Genomic DNA, 16,842 nt, shown 5'->3' with positions numbered 1-16,842 from the left:
CTCATGTCACGTTCTATATCATACACTAATGCCATTTCGCTTACCTCCTTATCCAGTTGTTCTTGTAAATTCCGTAATTGAGACAGCACCTCCAACTGCCTTACATACTTCAGCCGTTTTGTCTCCTCCACCACCGTGTCCTTTATCCCCTGAAGCATTGCCCTTAAGCATATTTTAACATCTTTTGATTTAAAATCACAGAGTATTGATAGCACTATCTCCTCAGGCGTCTTTGAGTTTATAAACTTCTCACAGTCTATGTTTTTAAAATCTATTATGTTAAAACTATAGGACATACCCGGTTCAGACAGGGTGTTTGACATTCTTAGCGGTTCATTACCTACGTAAATTAAATATTGTATTACCGGCAGCTTTTCTATTTGAGTAATATAGAGCCTGTATCTGAGCATTCTGAAGATGATATCGTAGTCGTTGGTACTCTGGAATTCAAGATGAAGTATATATCTTGTGCCGTCATATTCCTCTATCAATAGAACAAAATCAGCTTCCCTCTCGTCCGTTATCTGCATCTTTGTCTTAAGAGGCGTAATGCTCTTAGCGTTTATGTTTAAAATCGAGGAAATAATTATATAGAGCCCCCCAAGGAGGCTTTCTTTCATAATTCTGTCAAACGGCCCGGACATTATATTACAGTATAATACAATCAGAAAACAACGTTCAAGTACAGGGGAGACGCCCAGGAGCTTTTGACGAAACCAACGAAGTTAGACGATTGAATGCAATTTGGTATTACTGTTTTTTAGCTATCACATATATAATGTCATAGAGGTTAAGGTAAAAATCGAGATTTTGCAGGCCGGTGTGTTTAATTAAATTGTAGAGACTGTGCAGCTTGTGTTTTGCCGTCAGAGTCTTGTAAAACAACATGTCAAGGCTTCTGTAATAACCCGGGTATCCAACATAGACAGTGGTAAAGCCGTGCCTTTGTAACAGCCGTGTTAAGGTTTTAGCGCTGAAGTAGTGCAGGTGTGTGGGCGGGTGAATTTGCCGCCAGCTGTTGCCGCGTAATTTGGCGTTGACGCTTTCTATGTCTGAGGTGGTTATTGCAAGCACTCCCTCAGGGGATATGTGTGTGGAGATTTTCTCTATGGCTTTCCACGGTTCACTCATGTGCTCGATAGTATCCCACATGCAAAACACATCATAGCCGGTTTTCATTTGATAGTCCAAAAAATCGCCTGAAGCAACATTGTAGCCGTAATGCTCCCTGCAGTGTCTCACTGCATCCTCAGATATATCAATTCCGGCCACCGATTTAAACTTACCCTGCGCCGGCTCAAGAAAATACCCGTATGCAGAGCCGATTTCAAACAGGCTTTTCCTGTCACTGTGTTCAACATATTTTAACAGCAGCTCCAGCCGCAGGCGGAAGTTCTTCTGGATAGTTCTCTTTTCCAATGTGTAGTTTACGTATTCGTTTCCATGAAAGTAATCCGGTCCGTAGAGTGCTTTGAAATCATAATCACTAAGGTTTAAATCGGCGGTGATAAAACCACAGCTTGCACACTTAAGGAGCCCCTTTAAAGTGCAGAGCCCATAAACCCCGTTACAAACCGGACAGGTTTTATCCGTGGCGCTTGTCATGCCCATACTCTTTTTCAACAATATATAGCGGCCTTCTTTTCACTTCATCAAAAATACCGGCTATGTATTCCCCGATTATCCCCATAAAAATCAACTGCAGCCCGCCGATAAATGAGATAAGCACCACCAGTGTTGTCCACCCCGAGGGGAGTTGTTTGTTTATGAAAAATAGTATTATCGTAAATATGCCGTGAAGAAAACTGCTCAGCGACAAAATAAACCCTATAAATACCGACAACTTCAGGGGGGCCTTTGAAAATGACACTATCCCGTCTATTGCAAATGCTATCAACCTCAGAAAGTTGTACTTGCTCCTGCCCTTTGTCCTATCGGAGGCGTTAAAATTTACCACCGTATCTTTAAAACCCACCCAATGAAACAGCCCCCTCAAAAACTGGTTATGTTCCCTGATCTGAGTTTGAAAAACAGTTAGCACTTTATTTGAAATCAGTCTGAAATCAGCCGAATTTTCCCCCATTTTCACCGATGATATATAATTTAAGAATCTATAAAACACCTCCGATGTGAAGCGCTTTACGAAAGATATGTTCTCAACGCTTACCCGGTTTGTGTGCACGATGTCATATCCCTCCTCGTACTTATCCAGCAGAACCGGTAAGAGTGCAGGGGGATGTTGAAGGTCTGAGTCCATCATTATAACCGCATCGCCGTCACATCTGTCCATGCCGGCAACAAGTGACATCTGGTGGCCGAAGCGGCTCGAAAGCAATACTACCCGGATGTTTTCATTTTGCTCCGACAACTCCTGCACTATGGTAAGCGTGTTGTCGGTACATCTGTCTAAAACATATATTACCTCAAAACGATACTTGTCTGTCATTGAATCAAGCACTGAAAACAACGTCTCATTGAAATCTGAAATGACTGCCTCCTCATTATACACAGGGGCTATTATGTTTACTTTCTTAAGCATTTTTTATAGTTTCCGCTATCCCCTCATCGAAAGAATACCGTGGAGCCCAGTTCAATTCATTTTGTATTTTTGCTATATCCGCCACTACGTCGTTAATCTCATTTTCTCTGGTAACATTAGTTGAAACTATTTTTTTGTCCGTATTCAAAGTTTTTAAAATTGTTCGTATTACTTCAGCCACACTTAGTGAGTAACCGGCCCCGACATTATACACGGAAGATGTATTATTATTAATTGTCAACATAAGGGCGTCAACAAAATCCTCCACATACAGGAAATCCCTTCTGGGCGGTAAGTCCATGACCTCTATCGTGCCGGTGGATGTATCAACGGCTTGCTTTATTATGGCGGGGATTAAAAAGGAGTCATTCTGCCCGGGTCCGTAAATATTAAAGGGACGAATTATAGTAACTTTAATTTTAAAATTATCCGCATAAAATCTGCACAGCTCCTCGGCCATGTACTTGCTGTGGCTGTAGGGATTTCCGGGATTTACCGGATGCTGTTCATTTACCGGCAGTTCCTTTGGAATTCCGTAAATGTAGGAGCTGACAAAGGTCATGCTGCAGCCGTGTTTTCTGCAAAACTCCAGCACATTGTGTGTTCCCATCACATTGGTGTTGTAAAAGCCATAGGGTTCTTTCCAGCTCTCCGGCACAAAGGTCTTTGCCGCAAGGTGTAAGACGTGCTCTATGTGTTCAAATTTAATTATATCCTTTGATGAGATATCCCCGCAGTTGCGGTTAAATACGGAGAGCTCGTATCCTTCCGACAGCAGCCTTGCCGTCAGCCGTTTACCTATAAAGCCGCTGGAGCCTGTAACAAGGATATTGTGTTTCATGCACCGAGAATTTCATTTCTTATGCTGCTGAAAGCCTCCACCGCCTGATAGTAATCATCAGGCCTGCCAATGTCAAACCAATGCCCGTCAAACATCCTTATGTTAACCGTTAAACCGTGTCTTAAAAAATCAAACATAAGATTATCAAAACCATACGGAGTGCCCACAGGGATATAGTCTAAAATACTCCTGTTTGCCATGTAAATTCCCATGCTGACATTATATGTAACCGATGGTTTTTCTCTAAATCCGCAGAGTCTCCCTGAGCCGTCCACCTCTAAAACACCGTACTCTGTCTCCTGCACCCTGCTTGTGGCCGCTATGGTAAAAAGACTGTTTTTCTGAATATGAAAGTCATAAAACAGGGCGTAATTGAATGTGGTAAGAATATCTCCGTTCATCACTAAGAAGTTTTCAGGTAAATCTTTAATCAGTTTCAGAGGCCCCATGGTACTTAGCGGTTTGTCCTCCATTGAGTAGTCTATTTTTACTTTCCATTTTGAGCCGTCACCAAAGAACGCCTTTATTATTTCAGCCATATGATTTACAGCCATTGTGATGTGCGTAAATCCACTCTTTGCAAGCTGCTTGATAACTATTTCAAGGATTGGGTATTGGTCTATGGGCATAAGAGGCTTGGGGAGCACCACTGTGTAGGGTTTTAACCGTTTGCCTTGACCTCCGGCTAAAATAACAGCCCGCTTAGACACTACAACTCCCTTGTGGTTAATTCCATCTCTTTTGGACCTTCATTTAATTATTCATTTAATAAGAGCTTCCATTTGTCAAAAACTCCTTCAACTCATCCACGGATCGGGCTTTCTTGATAAAATTCTTGATGTCTTCTAATTTGTCTATAGTATTTATAGCCTTAACCATATTCATCATATCAAGTCCGGCATATCCAAATTTGAGTTCAAGCATTCCTTCAATACCCTCAAGTAACCCTTCCCGCTTACCTCTCAGTTGCCCCTCAAGTAACCCTTCCCGCTTACCCTCAAGTAACCCTTCCCGCTTACCCTCAAACAACCCTTTCTGTTGACCCTCAAACAATCCCCGTTGTCGTCCTTGTTTAAATCTCACATCTTTTTCTAAATTATATATCAAAGCCATACTTTCAGCCTCCTCACATAAATCATCCTGTAAATCTCTTAATTGTGATAGCACCTCTACCTGCCTTATGTACTTTGCACGAAGCGTTTCTTCCTTCACAAGTTCATTTAGCCGGTTTAATATTTCTCGTATAAATATTTTAACACCTTTCTTCTGATAATTGCACAAAATAGATATAATTACCTCTTGAGGTTTGTCCGAGTACAAGAATTTTTCGCAATCAACATTGCGCATATCGATTAGGTTATACCTGTAGTTCAGAGTATCAGTTTGTATGGTGTTTTTCATCGTTAGCGGTTCGTTGCCTATGTAAAACACATATTGTATCGGTTGTATTCCATGAACTACCGTTATATATGTCCAGTACTCCAACTCCCGATACTCCATTTTAGAGTAGTTCGTTGCCTGAAATTCAATATGTAAAATGGACTTAGAACCATCCTCAAATTCCACAAGTAAAATAAAATCAGCCTCACGCTCATTCGTTATTTGAAGTTTAGTTTCTATTGCCGTGGATTTAATTATTTTTAACCCGATTACCTCTGTAATTAGGGTATCTACGACATCCTTCAGTATCTCCTTTATAACTTTGTCATAGCGTTTAGGCATTTGGTGCTATTATAACATTTGGGTAAATTAAAGCACTAAAATGAATATTGAAAATAAAATTCTGTATAGTTTCCGCCCTGCCTGTATCATAATATAGTCCTCCTGCTTTTGATATTTTATATCATCTGAGACACTTAAAGCACGAGGACTTTTTTCATTCCCACTGCTTTAGGGGAGACGGTGAGGAGCTTTAGCCGATGCCAACAAAGTTAGGCGATTGAATGCGACTTGGTATTAGAAGCAGAAAAAAGGTTTAAGAGAGTTCGGGGTTATAGAGATATCACAAAACTCTTATTAGCATTGAAAAGAGATATCACAAAAAATGACTTGATAAAATTTGGTGAGGTAGCATAGTATAGGAGCAGGTGATAGGAGACTTCTTGGATTTCAACTGCCCGGGGGACATCCCTTTGACAAAGCTGACGACAGCATAAGATAGAGATGGAGAGCTAAATGTGTAAGAATTGCCATGAATATAAATGAAACCATTAATGAGATTGTCCAAAGGATAGCCTCTTTTTGCAGTCCTGAAAAGATAATCCTGTTTGGCTCCTATGCTTATGGAGCGCCGACTACACAGAGCGATCTGGATATTATGGTTATCATGGACACGGTTGAAATGCCTCATAAAAGAGCTGTCCCTTTGAGGAAACTCCTGCGCGATATATCTGTGCCAAAGGACATTATTGTGAAGACTCCTGATGAGTATTGGCGGTATAAGGATGTGACTGGCACGATAGTTTACCCTGCCGTCCATTACGGGAGGGTGATATATGAACGAAGCGGATAAGATTGATATTGTAATAAGCTGGTTCCGAAAGGCAGAAAATGATCTTATTAACGCCGGGTACACAATGACAATGTCCAATCCGCCATGTGATACTGTCTGCTTTCACGCTGAACAGTGCGCTGAAAAATATCTGAAGGGGTTTCTCACATACCACCAGATAGAATTCCCCAGGACACATTCGATTGAGAATCTGGTTGGACTCTGCAAACAAGTTGCCCCTGCCATAGAAACAGAGCTCGGAGACATAGCAGAAATACTCTCAAGTTATGGGGTTGCGGTGCGTTACCCTGATGGGGTCTATTATGATATCCCCAAAGAAGATGCCGCAGAGGCTATAATACTTGCAAAGACAGTGAAAGCGTTTGTTTTGAAACAGCTTGAGGGAATGCTAAACATTCCGATATAGACAAAACCGTATTGGTATTAAATACATGCTTTTCCCAGATTGGGGTTCTTTCCCCACGGCCCTCCCCGTTGCCTACACTATTTGCTTCAATGCTTTTTAAGCCTCACAGAGAATTGCTGCTCAGTTTGCTTCCGTATTGACATCAGACTGCCTTTTTGATATAATAACCCACTGTTTTGGGAGGATTTAAATCTGGGTTATGCAGCACAGATACTTAGCCGTTAATGCCGCCGTGTTCCCCCTGTGCGGAGTTTTAAGAAAAACGTGGGGCTGTTACTTAAATGTTTAATTTAACTAAACTGCTGTTTTTTAAGTTTACCCCTTATGAGTTACCGGGTTATAATATTTTAATAAGAGCGGTTATGTTTTTTATGTTTGCTTCCGTTTTATACTACCAGCAGTGTCAGCCGCACCTCAACAGCATAGTAATTGACGGAATAAATGTGCCTAATACCCACAGATATATGAGGTCGGTTGACAAAGGTGACATGTACATGGCGGCCGTGTTTTGTAAAGTTATGACAAAACTCATGAAAACCCCTGACAACAACGTATATAATGCTTTTACCGGATGCTTATATGCCAAAAAAACCAGAGTTATGGTGTGGTTTTTGTTTTTTGTTTTTCTGGCTTTTCTCTTTCTGCTGCCACCTGTTCCCTTTGCAGTCTCTGTTGGAGGTCTCGGTGCTCTTTATTTCACTCTGACGCAGTTTCTGCCCTTGAGTGAAATGAACATTGAGTGGGGCAGACTCATGGCGGTATATTTTCCAATCATCTGTACATTGTTTTTAGCCGCTGTACTGAATCTGAAAAATACGCTTACCTCATGGATATATACCGGAGGTATGGCTTTTGTTATATCATATTATCCGTTTTTCAGACAGGAAGTAATCAGTGTCAGCGTGATGATGTTTGTGTCATTAGTTCTTTGTTCATACTTTCCGGTTGTTCTGTCTATCTTTTATAAGCCGGCAAACCATAAGAAAACATTTTTGCCTCTTGCAAAAAGTATTACTATAATCATAGTAATCATTATCTGTATGAATGTACTTATCAGAAGTACAATAAAATTCTACAACGCATACAAAAGTAAAACAACTTTTCTCAGTGCAGAGGTCACTTCTCATGGGATAGGGCACCCTCTGTATGTGGCAATGTGCTTTGCTCCAAACCCTTATTTCATTTCCTATAGTGATTACACAGGGCAGCTTCGTTGTCTTTATCAGGGCAGCTCCGCCTTTAATGATAACCACCCGGTATATCAGAAATTTATTATGGGACAATGGGTTAAAACCGTAGTTGAATCCCCTGATGTCTTATTAAAGAGTATCGGAGCTAAGTTATCACTGCTGCATAATATTATGTTGGGTAATGTTACTAATTTCTATTCAAGTTATATCGTCGGAGCCACATATAATAATAAATACCTTGTGTGGTTATACAAGGCATCTATTGTTGTATTGCCGGTAATTTTGTTTTTTGTGTTGTTTGTGCACGGCTCTGAGCGCCTGCTGCTGTTGACAGGGGGCTTTGCTGGAATAACGGCAGGTGTGCTGGTTGTTAAAATTTTAACGTTTCCACAGTACATTGATACTATAAACGGGCTGCTTATTTCAATGTTTTTTATTTTTATCCCTGCTGTTGTTGTTTACTCCGGGGGTAGCTACCGCTCTCTTTACAGATCAAACGATAAAGAGTTTTTTAGTAAAATTTATAAAACTCTTAAATTACTGTTTATTGCCGTCATTGTATTTTCTTTGCTTGTGGTGTCCTGGACGGTGTTGCGCTATCGTCTGAATATCTCAAATGCTGAAAAATTATTACACAGCAATCCGCTTCAGGATATACTACAGATGCAGCACAGATATTCATATCTGTTTAACCGCTTATCAACCACTGAGAAACTCCAAATTATCGGCAAACTAAAGGCTATGGAAGGCAACGGAGTAGCCGGCAGGATTGTTTCAACCACAGGGGATACGGGAGTTTTTAATTTGACGGCTGCCGTGTATTCAAAGAACGAGATACATTTAACCGGCTACTACGGGAAAAATCAGATAATTACAAATGAATTCCAATACGGAATAATCCCCCTGTTGAGTGTTTCAGCAAAGGAGACAATAGGCCGTGTTATAAGTAATTATGCCGTTGTTGAAAAGTGTTTGACTCCTAATAATATGGACAATGAGTGTACAAGTTTTCCAATAGACACATGGTTTTTCAATAATGAGTATATAATGGTTAGTCTTCCTGTGCCGGAGGGTTTTTTAAAGGACAACAAACGGCTCTATATTAAACTCCTTCCCAGGGATACAACAATGGGTTACAACACTGAAGAGACTTATTACGGAGAACCTGTCACAACAGTGGTTGTGGATTTCAATAAGGAGTTCTGATTATTTTTTAGAGAGGAAAACTGATTTGACAAAACAGAAAATTGATACTGCAAAACTGATTAACAGCCCTGTGAAGGTGGGCCTGGTACAGATAAATTTTAATTACGGCAATGAATACCATATTCCGTACTCAGTGGGGCTCCTTCAGGCCTATGCTATGAAATATCTGAAGAGGCCGGATGATTTCAAGTTCCTTTTGCCCATATATAAAAGGCTTCCTGTGGACAGTGCTGTGGAATACCTGCTGGAGACGGACATAGTTTTTTTCAGCACCTATGTATGGAACAGAAACATCTCTTTTGAAATAGCAAGAAGGCTGAAACAAATAAAAGCAGAGGAAATAATCACCGTCTTTGGGGGGCCTCAGATACCGGTGAGAAACACAGAGGCCTTTTTGAGAACCAACCCTCAGATAGATATTGCCTGCCACGGTGAGGGTGAGAGGGTGGTTCTTGCTGTGTTAGAATCTTTCCACAAAAAAACATGGGTGGATGTGCCCTCTGTAAGCTTTATCGACAAAGATAATAACTTTGTCCACACTCCTGAGGGGCGGAGAATAATTGATCTTGATGAGATTCCATCTCCCTACCTTGAGGGTGTTTTTGAGCCTCTTATGGAGGCAAATCTTGAGGATAAGTGGCTGGTGCTTTGGGAGACCAACCGTGGCTGCCCCTTTACATGTGCATACTGTGACTGGAGTGCTACAAAACGGAGATTGAATCAATTCGGCACGGAGCGTCTTTACAGGGAAATGGATTGGGTGAGCCGGCACCGGATAAGGTACTTAATTTGTTGTGATTCCAACTTCGGGATTCTCCCCAGGGATATGGAAATTGTTAAATACCTGGCGGAAAACAAAATAAAGCACGGATACCCTGAGGACTTCTCTATGTCCAACACTAAAAACACCACCGAGCGTATTTATAATATACATAAAATCATGGCCGGTGCAAAAATGAGCAAAGGGGTTTACCTTGCCATGCAGTCACTCAACGAGGACACCCTGAAGTTCATTAAACGCTCAAACATATCCAACGAGACATTTCTTGAGCTTCAGCGCAGATTCAGCCGGGAGAGGATAGAGACATTTACCGATCTCATTATTCCCTTGCCCGGGGAAACCTACGAGAGCTTCACGGAGGGTGTCTCGACGATTATCGAAAACGGCCAGTACAACAGTATAACATTTTCCAATCTGAGCATTCTCACTAACGCCGACATGGCCGACCCTGAATATCAAAAAACATTTGGCATGGAGATTGTTGAAATAAAGGCCTCAAGTCTCCACATTTCAATATTTGAGGATGAGGTCACCGAGGTTCAACAACTGGTTGTTGCTACAAACACTATGCCGGGGGCGGATTACATTAAAGCTAAAATATTTATCTGGATGGTTAGGTTTTTGTTTTTTGACAAACTTCTGCAAATTCCCCTTGTAATAGTCAATAAGCTCTATGGCCTCAGATACAATGACATTATAGAGAGCTTTATAGCACAATGCAGCGGTTTCCGGCTTCTTTGCGGTGTATATGGTTCATTTGTCAAAAAAGCGCATGAAATACAAGGCGGTGGCGCGTATGAGTTTATAGGGTCAAAAGAATGGTTAAACATTTGGTGGGCGGTTGAGGAGCTGGCAATAATAGAACTCTGCACGGAAAACAAACTTGATGATTTCTACGGGGAGTGCAAAGAAGTGCTTTTCAGAATTCTTTATGAAAAAGGTGCCGGACACTTTGAAGTGCCCATAGAAGAGGCCATAATATTAAACAGACACCTTATAAAGCTGCCCTTTAAGACTGAGAATATTGATATTACACTCTCACACAATATATATGACTTTTACAGAGCCGTTGTTACAGGGCAGCATGTTCCCTTTGAGAAAAAATTGAGCACTTACCGCATAGACAGGACAACCAACACGTGGGCCTCATGGCAGCAGTGGTGCAAGGAGGTCATCTGGTATGGGAGTAAGCGAGGGGCCTATATTTACGGCTGCAGTGCGGTTGTGTGATATTCTTAGTTATGGTATGATGTGCCTTTACGTTATAAAGTGAATTTTTACGGGAGATAAAAATGGGGTCAAAACAGATAATAAGTGCTCTGTTAAATGAGCATGCTTTTAGTCCAATAACGGGGCAGTTTTTAGCGATAGGCAGAAGTACGGTATATACGCCGAAAAATGTTTTAACGGATTTGTTCAATAAATATAAAATCCCCACGGAGACTCTTCAGAGTATTTATAGCAGCAATAAATATATAGACAATTCAACCCGCCGCAGCACAGGGGAAATCACGGATGATGCTTTAATCGCCTCCTTTTCCGGCTGTCAATATAATTGCCTGGATATATCCGGCTATGAGGGCGCAGATATTATTCATGACATGAATACCCCGATTCCACAGGACTATCACGGTAAGTATGATTTTATATATAACGGCGGCTGCATGGATAACATGTTTGACCCCGTTACGTGTATAAAAAACACGGCAAAAATGCTTAGCCCTAACGGCAGGATAGTGCACGCCGAGTCTGCTACGGCAATGGCCGGATACTATCTTACTTTTTCCCCCGAATGGTTTTTCAGCTACTATGCGATAAACAATTTTTATGATTGCAAGGTTTATGTGGTGGTTGCCCGTGAGCCTTACAAAGACATCGGAAGGAAGATATTTGACGCCGACCTTTTCCTCTGGCGCCCGTACTTTACCAGAACACAGGACTACAACTATATAGAGGGCTGCCGGTCCGTAGATGGCCTGATGTTGTTGATTGTTGTGGCACAGAAGGGGCGGCACAGCACAAGCGACACCATCCCCATACAGAGCCACTACCTTCGCCCCTCAGACACGGACTGGAGGGCGAGATACGAGGACTTTTGCGCAACACCCCGCCCCCTTTTAAAACCGGATTTTTACTACGGCAACGTGACACTGCCACTGCTCTCAGACCACTACCAATACCTGGGCAGCGGATTTTAGACTCATTAAAAAGACAAACGAGTTTGCTTGTTTGGTATTAGCCGGAGGTGTTGCTTTCTCCTTATGAAAGAGGTATTGAATGAATATCTGTGTTTTTTGTGGTAATGTACATCTCAGAGAGAAGAAGGTTCAGTACATTTACAAGCATAATGAACGTTTCCTTATTATAAACAATGTACCATGTGAGGAATGTCTATACTGTGGTGAACAGTATTTTAAAGCAGAAACATTAAGAAAGATAGAAAAGGATTTCGAGGACATTTATCTTTCAGGCAAAAAATGTCAACATGAAATCAGAGTACCGGTTGAGGAGTTTCGCTGAACCAATACAGGTTTGATACCAAGTTGCAGTCATTCGATTAACTTTGTTGGCATTGTCGAAAGCTCCTTGACGTCTCCCCTAAAGCAACCGTGATGTCAAGTAAAATTTTTAAAAAATTCGGATTTCGGGGTATCTACTCCCTTGGCTTATTAAACAATGTTCTGATTATAATATCCCGACGTGTTTAAGAGCCTCTTTGATGGCGGGGTTTGTAATAGATGCTTCTTTAAGGGCTTTTTCAAGCAATTCAGCCCGTTGTTCGACTTCTTTAGTTTTTTGTATGGCGGGGGCAAGTGCACTCCGCCTGTCCCATAATACAAATCCAATTAAAAATCCCATGCCGCTAAAAAATAGTCCAAACAGTATTCCAAAGCCCCAAAGCATGAAAGTTGTCATCTGGTCTAATCTTCTGTTTATATCGTCAATCCTTTGGTTTGTAGCCTTCAGCCCCTCTTCAATCCTTTGGCTTGTAGCCTTCAGCCCCTCCTCAATCCTTTGGTTTGTAGCCTTTAGCCCCTCCTCAATCCTTTGGTTTGTAGTCTTCAGCCCCTCTTCAATCCTTTGGTTTGTAGCCTTCAGCCCCTCTTCAATCCTAACCATGCGATCCCTGTCCGCTTGCGTGAAGGATGACTCTGCTATGGCAACGGTTGACAGACAAAACAACATAAATATGGTTATCGCTATGCGCTTCATAGTTAATTTTAGCATATTGAGCGTATTGCCTGCAACAAAGCCTTGTTTTTTAACTCATTTGCCGTCATTTATAGAGGCCGAAATAAGGACATTACAATCTAAAACGATTTTCATAAGAGAGTTGGTAGAATTACTGGCTTTGTTCCAGCCGTTTAAAGGTAAAATTTTCTCGAAATTCTTTTACATCGGCTAATATTTGTGTTCCAAGACCGGTAAAAGTATCGTCTTGTTGGACTTCTTGAGACAGAAGCGCCCATTTTGACGATTGATTATCTTGTAAAGTTTTAGTTTCAATTTCAATATCTTTGTCTGTATCCGGCATAATTACAAAACCGTACTTAGCCATATTCTCTTCAAATTCTCTTTGGGTCAAACCGGTTATTTCTCTGGCTTCTTTACCTGAAATAATCCCTTTCATGTAAAGGATACCAGCTGTAATATAACGAAAAAATTCTTGGTCTATTAAAGACAATCTTTCTGGTTGTACGGAGTCTGGAAGTTCAAGGGTAAAAGTTTTTTTAATCATTAGTTCCTCAAAATAAAAAATAAATAAATTTACGAACCTATTTTATTATACCCTAAAAAAACACAAAATAATTCTCTTTTTCAATCGGCTAGACCAAACAAACCTGCTTGTTTTTTGATATGGCTAAAACCCGCTGGGAAAAATGTCAGAGCGCCTTTTGCTCCGGCCCCGCTTTTCTGTGGCTTACAAATCTTACGCGGATAAAATCATTATTCTTTAAAGATTAATCACACACTATCTTTTTCAAACAACTCCAGAAAGGCCGGAGAGAGGCGGGCATTTACGTGTTTCAGAAATACATAATCGGGCAGGGTGTTTTCTATCGGCCTGTCTTTAATATTCAGCGCCGGAGTGTTTTTAATGTCCTCCACAAAATATCTGACGGCTTTTAGTATGTCATCGCCGCCTATGGTGTGCAGAGTGTAGTTTCTCTGAATATGATAGTCATAAAGATAAGGGCTGTCTTTAAATATGTCCTTGTAGTGTATGAGATCCCCTGATGTATCCCGCAGGGTTTTATAATAAATCCATAAAAAGGTTGATGCAGTGGTAAAAGCGTAGGGGTAGGCGTTTAAACATAGTATAGGAGTCTTATTAACCGCAGGGAGCGTTATTGCCCCTCCGTTTTCACCTATAAACATATCAACCTCCGTGCATACAAATAAATTAAAGTATTTTTCATTGCATTTCAGTTTCTTATAATCCGCCAGCATTCCCTTAAATCTTCTGTATATCGGCTCAGGGCAGAGAACATCCCCGGTTAACAGCACCTGGTATCCGTTTTTAATTAAAAACTCCACAGCCGGTAAGTACTCCTCAAGTGCAGAGCCGTCACGGGCGGTGTTTGTCACATTGTCCATCATACTCCTGCCCTTTTGCCTTAGGTACAATCCACAGAGTTTTTTGCCCTTCAACCGGCACACGCAATCAAGCCTTTGCGCTATCTGTTCCCTGATATGGTGTGGCAGAGAGGCCTTAGGCACATCCGTGCCCTGGACTATCTTATAATATGCGACAATCCACTGATGTTGGGCTGCATTGCTAACTTCTGAGGAGGACTTTCTAAAGCCCTCCGGCACAAGAGGCATAAGATAAGAAGCCAGAAACTTCTCGTAAAGCATTATTTGCGCATTGTGATTATTGACAATATGTGCAAACTTAAACACCGTCAATATTAGCGTATTGCGGTAAAAAGGGCTTTTGGTGGAAATAAACTTATGCCCAAATAAAGAAACACCGGCCTGCAGTGGTAAGAACAGCTGCACAATATCTTTCCATATCAGCGGCAGCTTCCAGTTGTGGCGGTTATAGTATGACAGACATATGCATAACAATTTCTTTCCTTTAAATAACCGTCTCATCGCATCGGGCAATATACACGTATGGCCGAAACCGCCCTCGGGCATAACAACAATAAGCTCAGCGTTGTGGATAGATTTAATGTTACAGAGCAGACGAAGGAGAGAAAAAATAAACATTGCAGTTATTGCAATAACATCAAGCAGGTGCCGTGCTGTAAGTTTAATTTTTGTAAACAATAAAGTCCATGACCTGTTGCCGGCCTGCAATCAACTTTCAGGGGGTACAATAAACTTGACCGGCGGATAAGAGATTACCAGTCTTTTGTGAATCTCTCCGGCTGTCTTTGCAGGAAACGCCAGATAGACTAAGGCATCTTTCCATGGTATAGAGTCAGGATGAAATACGGGCAGCCCCATATGTTCTTTACCTTGCTTCAGAGGGTCCTCCTCGGCAAAGAAACGCACTTGTGCCCGTATCGTATTTGCCAGCCATGTGCCGGCTATGGCTGTACCAAATATACCCAATGTGCCGTTGCGGGAGACTTCCCTTGCATGTTGCACAACTCTGTGAAGCCAGGAGAAAGACTCCACAGCGGAAGCACTGTCATTTATATGCTTAAGGGCGGTGGCGGCACTGTTATTGTGGGCTTTTACAGCCACCATCGACAGTTCCTTTGCAATCCAATCCCTCTGGAGCAGTATTTTAAAACCGGCGGCATTGAGGGCATAGGCAAGAGTGTCAGGGCTAAAGTGAGAACAATGGTCAACAACTGTCAGATCAAATGGATTTCTTTTAAAGAAAGGACACTGGATAAACAAAATACCTTCAGGGTTCATGACGGCATGAAGTTTTCTCAGGAAACTCACAGGGTCAAAAATATGTTCTAAAACGTGTATCATTGTAACAATATCATAAGTGCCCTCTATTGTATCTATGGAGCCGGAGTAAACCTCTTTAACATCCGGAATCTCTTTTGCCTGTAAATTACTCTGTTCAAATCCAAATAAACTCCACCCCGGATACATAGTGCCGAATGTCTTCAGCAGTGCGCCGTTTCCGCAACCGACATCAAGCACTCTGCCCTCTTGCGGTATCTCAATGTCTGCCTTTAATTGTGTTAAAAGTTCATGTGAACGTGTTTTGTTTGTAGTTTGATGAAAAATCAACTGTTCATTGCCATTACTGAGAGAGTATATTTCATAATTGGAATAAATGGCTTCAATATCATCCAGCAGTCCTCCGGTAAGTAGTTTTTGGACATGTCCGCACGCCTCACACCATACGTAGTGGCCAAAATAGGGCCACGGTTTGCAATCAGAGGTAACGCCGGTAAGCTCACCGGAAAACGGAATATCCGTTAAACTCTTGCAACCACACAGAATACACTTATTGGTGTTCATCTTAATAAAAAGCCTCTCCCCGGCCGGACACAAGGTTTTGCCGGTGTTGTGTTGGTTTTTTAATTTAACAAACGTCTTTCCAGTTACCGGCAACTCTCTTTACAGAGTCCTGCAGAGGTGTTAATTTGCCCTCAAAGATGCCCCTGAGTCTGTCTGTCAGCAAGGAGGTGTTCAGGGGGCGGATGAAACTTTCATTAAGTTGTGCAAGGGTTATTTTTTCAACCTTATCGGAGCTTATTCCCATCTCTTTAGCCAGGGTCAATGCCAGCTCATATCTTGAGCACGGTTTAAAGGAACATACATTTATGGTTCCGGCAACATTTTTTATTTGTAAAGATATAACCACCTCAATAAGGTCAGTAACCGGCAAGGGACAAAAAACCTGGTCTGAGGCCGCCCTGACTGTCCCACCTTTAGAGAAAACAGAGGCCATCTCATCCAGAAGCGTTCCGTCCCCTTTTTCATGTGAAAACACCTTGCCCAGGCGCACTATTAAATAGTTGTCAAAGGTGTTTTTCATATATGATTCTACAAAGGCTTTCTGTCTGCCGTATTCATTAAGCGGATTAAACGCGGATGTTTCGGTATATGAGCCTGTGGTACCGTCAAAGACATAATCAGTTGTAAAAAAGATAGGTTTAATTTGCCTTTTGACAAGCTCCCGCATAAGGGTAAGCACCCCTGTAACGTTAACCTTTCCGGTCATTTCCATGTTGTCTTCACAGGTTTTTATCCTGGATATACCTGCAAGAACAAGCGCATCGGTGTAAGTGCCGGTGGTAATTTCAGATGGTAAAGCGCCGGGCTCCAGAAGGTTGTAGTGTATGAGCCCTCCGGTGTTTGCATTTTTTGCTAAAGCGAGGGTATCAGGTAAAATCCCGCGGTATCGTGAAAGAAATGCCTTTCCCAAAAAACCGCCGGCTCCT

17 protein-coding genes are annotated in these 16,842 nt (G+C 41.7%); 6 read left to right on the top strand and 11 right to left on the bottom strand.

The window, feature by feature from the left end; genetic code table 11:
- The 6 genes from H7844_14000 to H7844_13975 all read right to left on the bottom strand — a co-directional run.
- Positions 1-620: hypothetical protein (locus H7844_14000; protein ID MEO5358393.1), on the bottom strand; the 620-nt coding region annotated here is incomplete at its 3' end.
- A 130-nt stretch (positions 621-750) separates the two neighbouring features.
- Complete coding sequence (locus H7844_13995; protein MEO5358392.1) at positions 751-1,605, bottom strand: class I SAM-dependent methyltransferase; 855 nt, start codon at positions 1,603-1,605, stop codon at positions 751-753.
- Positions 1,586-2,539 carry a glycosyltransferase family 2 protein gene (locus H7844_13990; protein ID MEO5358391.1) on the bottom strand — a complete coding sequence of 318 codons (954 nt, stop codon included), beginning with the start codon at positions 2,537-2,539 and terminating at the stop codon, positions 1,586-1,588. The genes H7844_13995 and H7844_13990 overlap by 20 nt, the downstream gene beginning before the upstream one ends.
- Positions 2,532-3,380 carry an NAD(P)-dependent oxidoreductase gene (locus H7844_13985; GenBank protein MEO5358390.1) on the bottom strand — a complete coding sequence of 283 codons (849 nt, stop codon included), beginning with the start codon at positions 3,378-3,380 and terminating at the stop codon, positions 2,532-2,534. Before H7844_13985 ends, H7844_13990 begins: the two co-directional genes overlap by 8 nt.
- The gene (locus H7844_13980; GenBank protein MEO5358389.1) at positions 3,377-4,090 is read right to left on the bottom strand and encodes a sugar phosphate nucleotidyltransferase; all 714 of its coding nucleotides are present in this window, start codon (positions 4,088-4,090) and stop codon (positions 3,377-3,379) included. Before H7844_13980 ends, H7844_13985 begins: the two co-directional genes overlap by 4 nt.
- Before the next feature lie 55 nt (positions 4,091-4,145).
- Positions 4,146-5,102, bottom strand: coding sequence for a hypothetical protein (locus H7844_13975; GenBank protein MEO5358388.1), 957 nt, complete (start codon positions 5,100-5,102; stop codon positions 4,146-4,148).
- A 469-nt stretch (positions 5,103-5,571) separates the two neighbouring features.
- Here H7844_13975 and H7844_13970 point away from each other — a divergent pair, with 469 nt between their 5' ends.
- The 6 genes from H7844_13970 (at position 5,572) to H7844_13945 (ending at position 11,995) form a co-directional block, all read left to right on the top strand.
- On the top strand, positions 5,572-5,892 hold the full coding sequence (locus tag H7844_13970; GenBank protein MEO5358387.1) for a nucleotidyltransferase domain-containing protein: 321 nt from the start codon (positions 5,572-5,574) through the stop codon (positions 5,890-5,892).
- Positions 5,876-6,298, top strand: a complete 423-nt coding sequence (locus H7844_13965; protein ID MEO5358386.1) for a HEPN domain-containing protein — start codon at positions 5,876-5,878, stop codon at positions 6,296-6,298. Before H7844_13970 ends, H7844_13965 begins: the two co-directional genes overlap by 17 nt.
- 281 nt (positions 6,299-6,579) lie before the next feature.
- Positions 6,580-8,694, top strand: coding sequence for a hypothetical protein (locus H7844_13960; GenBank protein ID MEO5358385.1), 2,115 nt, complete (start codon positions 6,580-6,582; stop codon positions 8,692-8,694).
- Between the two features lie 25 nt (positions 8,695-8,719).
- Complete coding sequence (locus H7844_13955) at positions 8,720-10,705, top strand: radical SAM protein (GenBank protein MEO5358384.1); 1,986 nt, start codon at positions 8,720-8,722, stop codon at positions 10,703-10,705.
- A gap of 62 nt (positions 10,706-10,767) precedes the next feature.
- Positions 10,768-11,673 carry a class I SAM-dependent methyltransferase gene (locus H7844_13950; protein ID MEO5358383.1) on the top strand — a complete coding sequence of 302 codons (906 nt, stop codon included), beginning with the start codon at positions 10,768-10,770 and terminating at the stop codon, positions 11,671-11,673.
- Between the two features lie 79 nt (positions 11,674-11,752).
- On the top strand, positions 11,753-11,995 hold the full coding sequence (locus tag H7844_13945) for a YgiT-type zinc finger protein (GenBank protein MEO5358382.1): 243 nt from the start codon (positions 11,753-11,755) through the stop codon (positions 11,993-11,995).
- A gap of 165 nt (positions 11,996-12,160) precedes the next feature.
- Here H7844_13945 and H7844_13940 read toward each other — a convergent pair whose 3' ends face one another.
- The 5 genes from H7844_13940 to H7844_13920 all read right to left on the bottom strand — a co-directional run bounded on the left by H7844_13940 (position 12,161) and on the right by H7844_13920 (position 16,826).
- Positions 12,161-12,703 carry a hypothetical protein gene (locus H7844_13940; GenBank protein ID MEO5358381.1) on the bottom strand — a complete coding sequence of 181 codons (543 nt, stop codon included), beginning with the start codon at positions 12,701-12,703 and terminating at the stop codon, positions 12,161-12,163.
- Positions 12,704-12,818: 115 nt separating this feature from the next.
- Positions 12,819-13,214, bottom strand: coding sequence for a UPF0175 family protein (locus H7844_13935; protein MEO5358380.1), 396 nt, complete (start codon positions 13,212-13,214; stop codon positions 12,819-12,821).
- 227 nt (positions 13,215-13,441) lie between these two features.
- Entirely contained in the window at positions 13,442-14,752 is a 1,311-nt protein-coding gene (locus H7844_13930) for a TIGR04372 family glycosyltransferase (protein ID MEO5358379.1), read from the bottom strand.
- Positions 14,753-14,782: 30 nt separating this feature from the next.
- Positions 14,783-16,009, bottom strand: coding sequence for a class I SAM-dependent methyltransferase (locus H7844_13925; GenBank protein ID MEO5358378.1), 1,227 nt, complete (start codon positions 16,007-16,009; stop codon positions 14,783-14,785).
- Positions 15,981-16,826 carry a sugar nucleotide-binding protein gene (locus H7844_13920; protein ID MEO5358377.1) on the bottom strand — a complete coding sequence of 282 codons (846 nt, stop codon included), beginning with the start codon at positions 16,824-16,826 and terminating at the stop codon, positions 15,981-15,983. The genes H7844_13925 and H7844_13920 overlap by 29 nt, the downstream gene beginning before the upstream one ends.
- Positions 16,827-16,842: the final 16 nt, after the last annotated feature.

This window comes from Nitrospirae bacterium YQR-1 (assembly GCA_039908095.1).
Lineage (GTDB): Bacteria > Nitrospirota > Thermodesulfovibrionia > Thermodesulfovibrionales > Magnetobacteriaceae > Magnetomonas.
This window is presented reverse-complemented; position numbering and strand designations above follow the sequence as displayed.

Bases quoted from the DNA above. Each gene is read 5' to 3' on its own strand.
- H7844_13995 (MEO5358392.1), bottom strand. From the start codon at position 1,605: ATGACAAGCGCCACGGATAAAACCTGTCCGGTTTGTAACGGGGTTTAT.
- H7844_13990 (MEO5358391.1), bottom strand. From the start codon at position 2,539: ATGCTTAAGAAAGTAAACATAATAGCCCCTGTGTATAATGAGGAGGCA.
- H7844_13985 (MEO5358390.1), bottom strand. From the start codon at position 3,380: ATGAAACACAATATCCTTGTTACAGGCTCCAGCGGCTTTATAGGTAAA.
- H7844_13975 (MEO5358388.1), bottom strand. From the start codon at position 5,102: ATGCCTAAACGCTATGACAAAGTTATAAAGGAGATACTGAAGGATGTC.
- H7844_13970 (MEO5358387.1), top strand. From the start codon at position 5,572: ATGAATATAAATGAAACCATTAATGAGATTGTCCAAAGGATAGCCTCT.
- H7844_13965 (MEO5358386.1), top strand. From the start codon at position 5,876: ATGAACGAAGCGGATAAGATTGATATTGTAATAAGCTGGTTCCGAAAG.
- H7844_13960 (MEO5358385.1), top strand. From the start codon at position 6,580: ATGTTTAATTTAACTAAACTGCTGTTTTTTAAGTTTACCCCTTATGAG.
- H7844_13950 (MEO5358383.1), top strand. From the start codon at position 10,768: ATGGGGTCAAAACAGATAATAAGTGCTCTGTTAAATGAGCATGCTTTT.
- H7844_13945 (MEO5358382.1), top strand. From the start codon at position 11,753: ATGAATATCTGTGTTTTTTGTGGTAATGTACATCTCAGAGAGAAGAAG.
- H7844_13940 (MEO5358381.1), bottom strand. From the start codon at position 12,703: ATGCTAAAATTAACTATGAAGCGCATAGCGATAACCATATTTATGTTG.
- H7844_13935 (MEO5358380.1), bottom strand. From the start codon at position 13,214: ATGATTAAAAAAACTTTTACCCTTGAACTTCCAGACTCCGTACAACCA.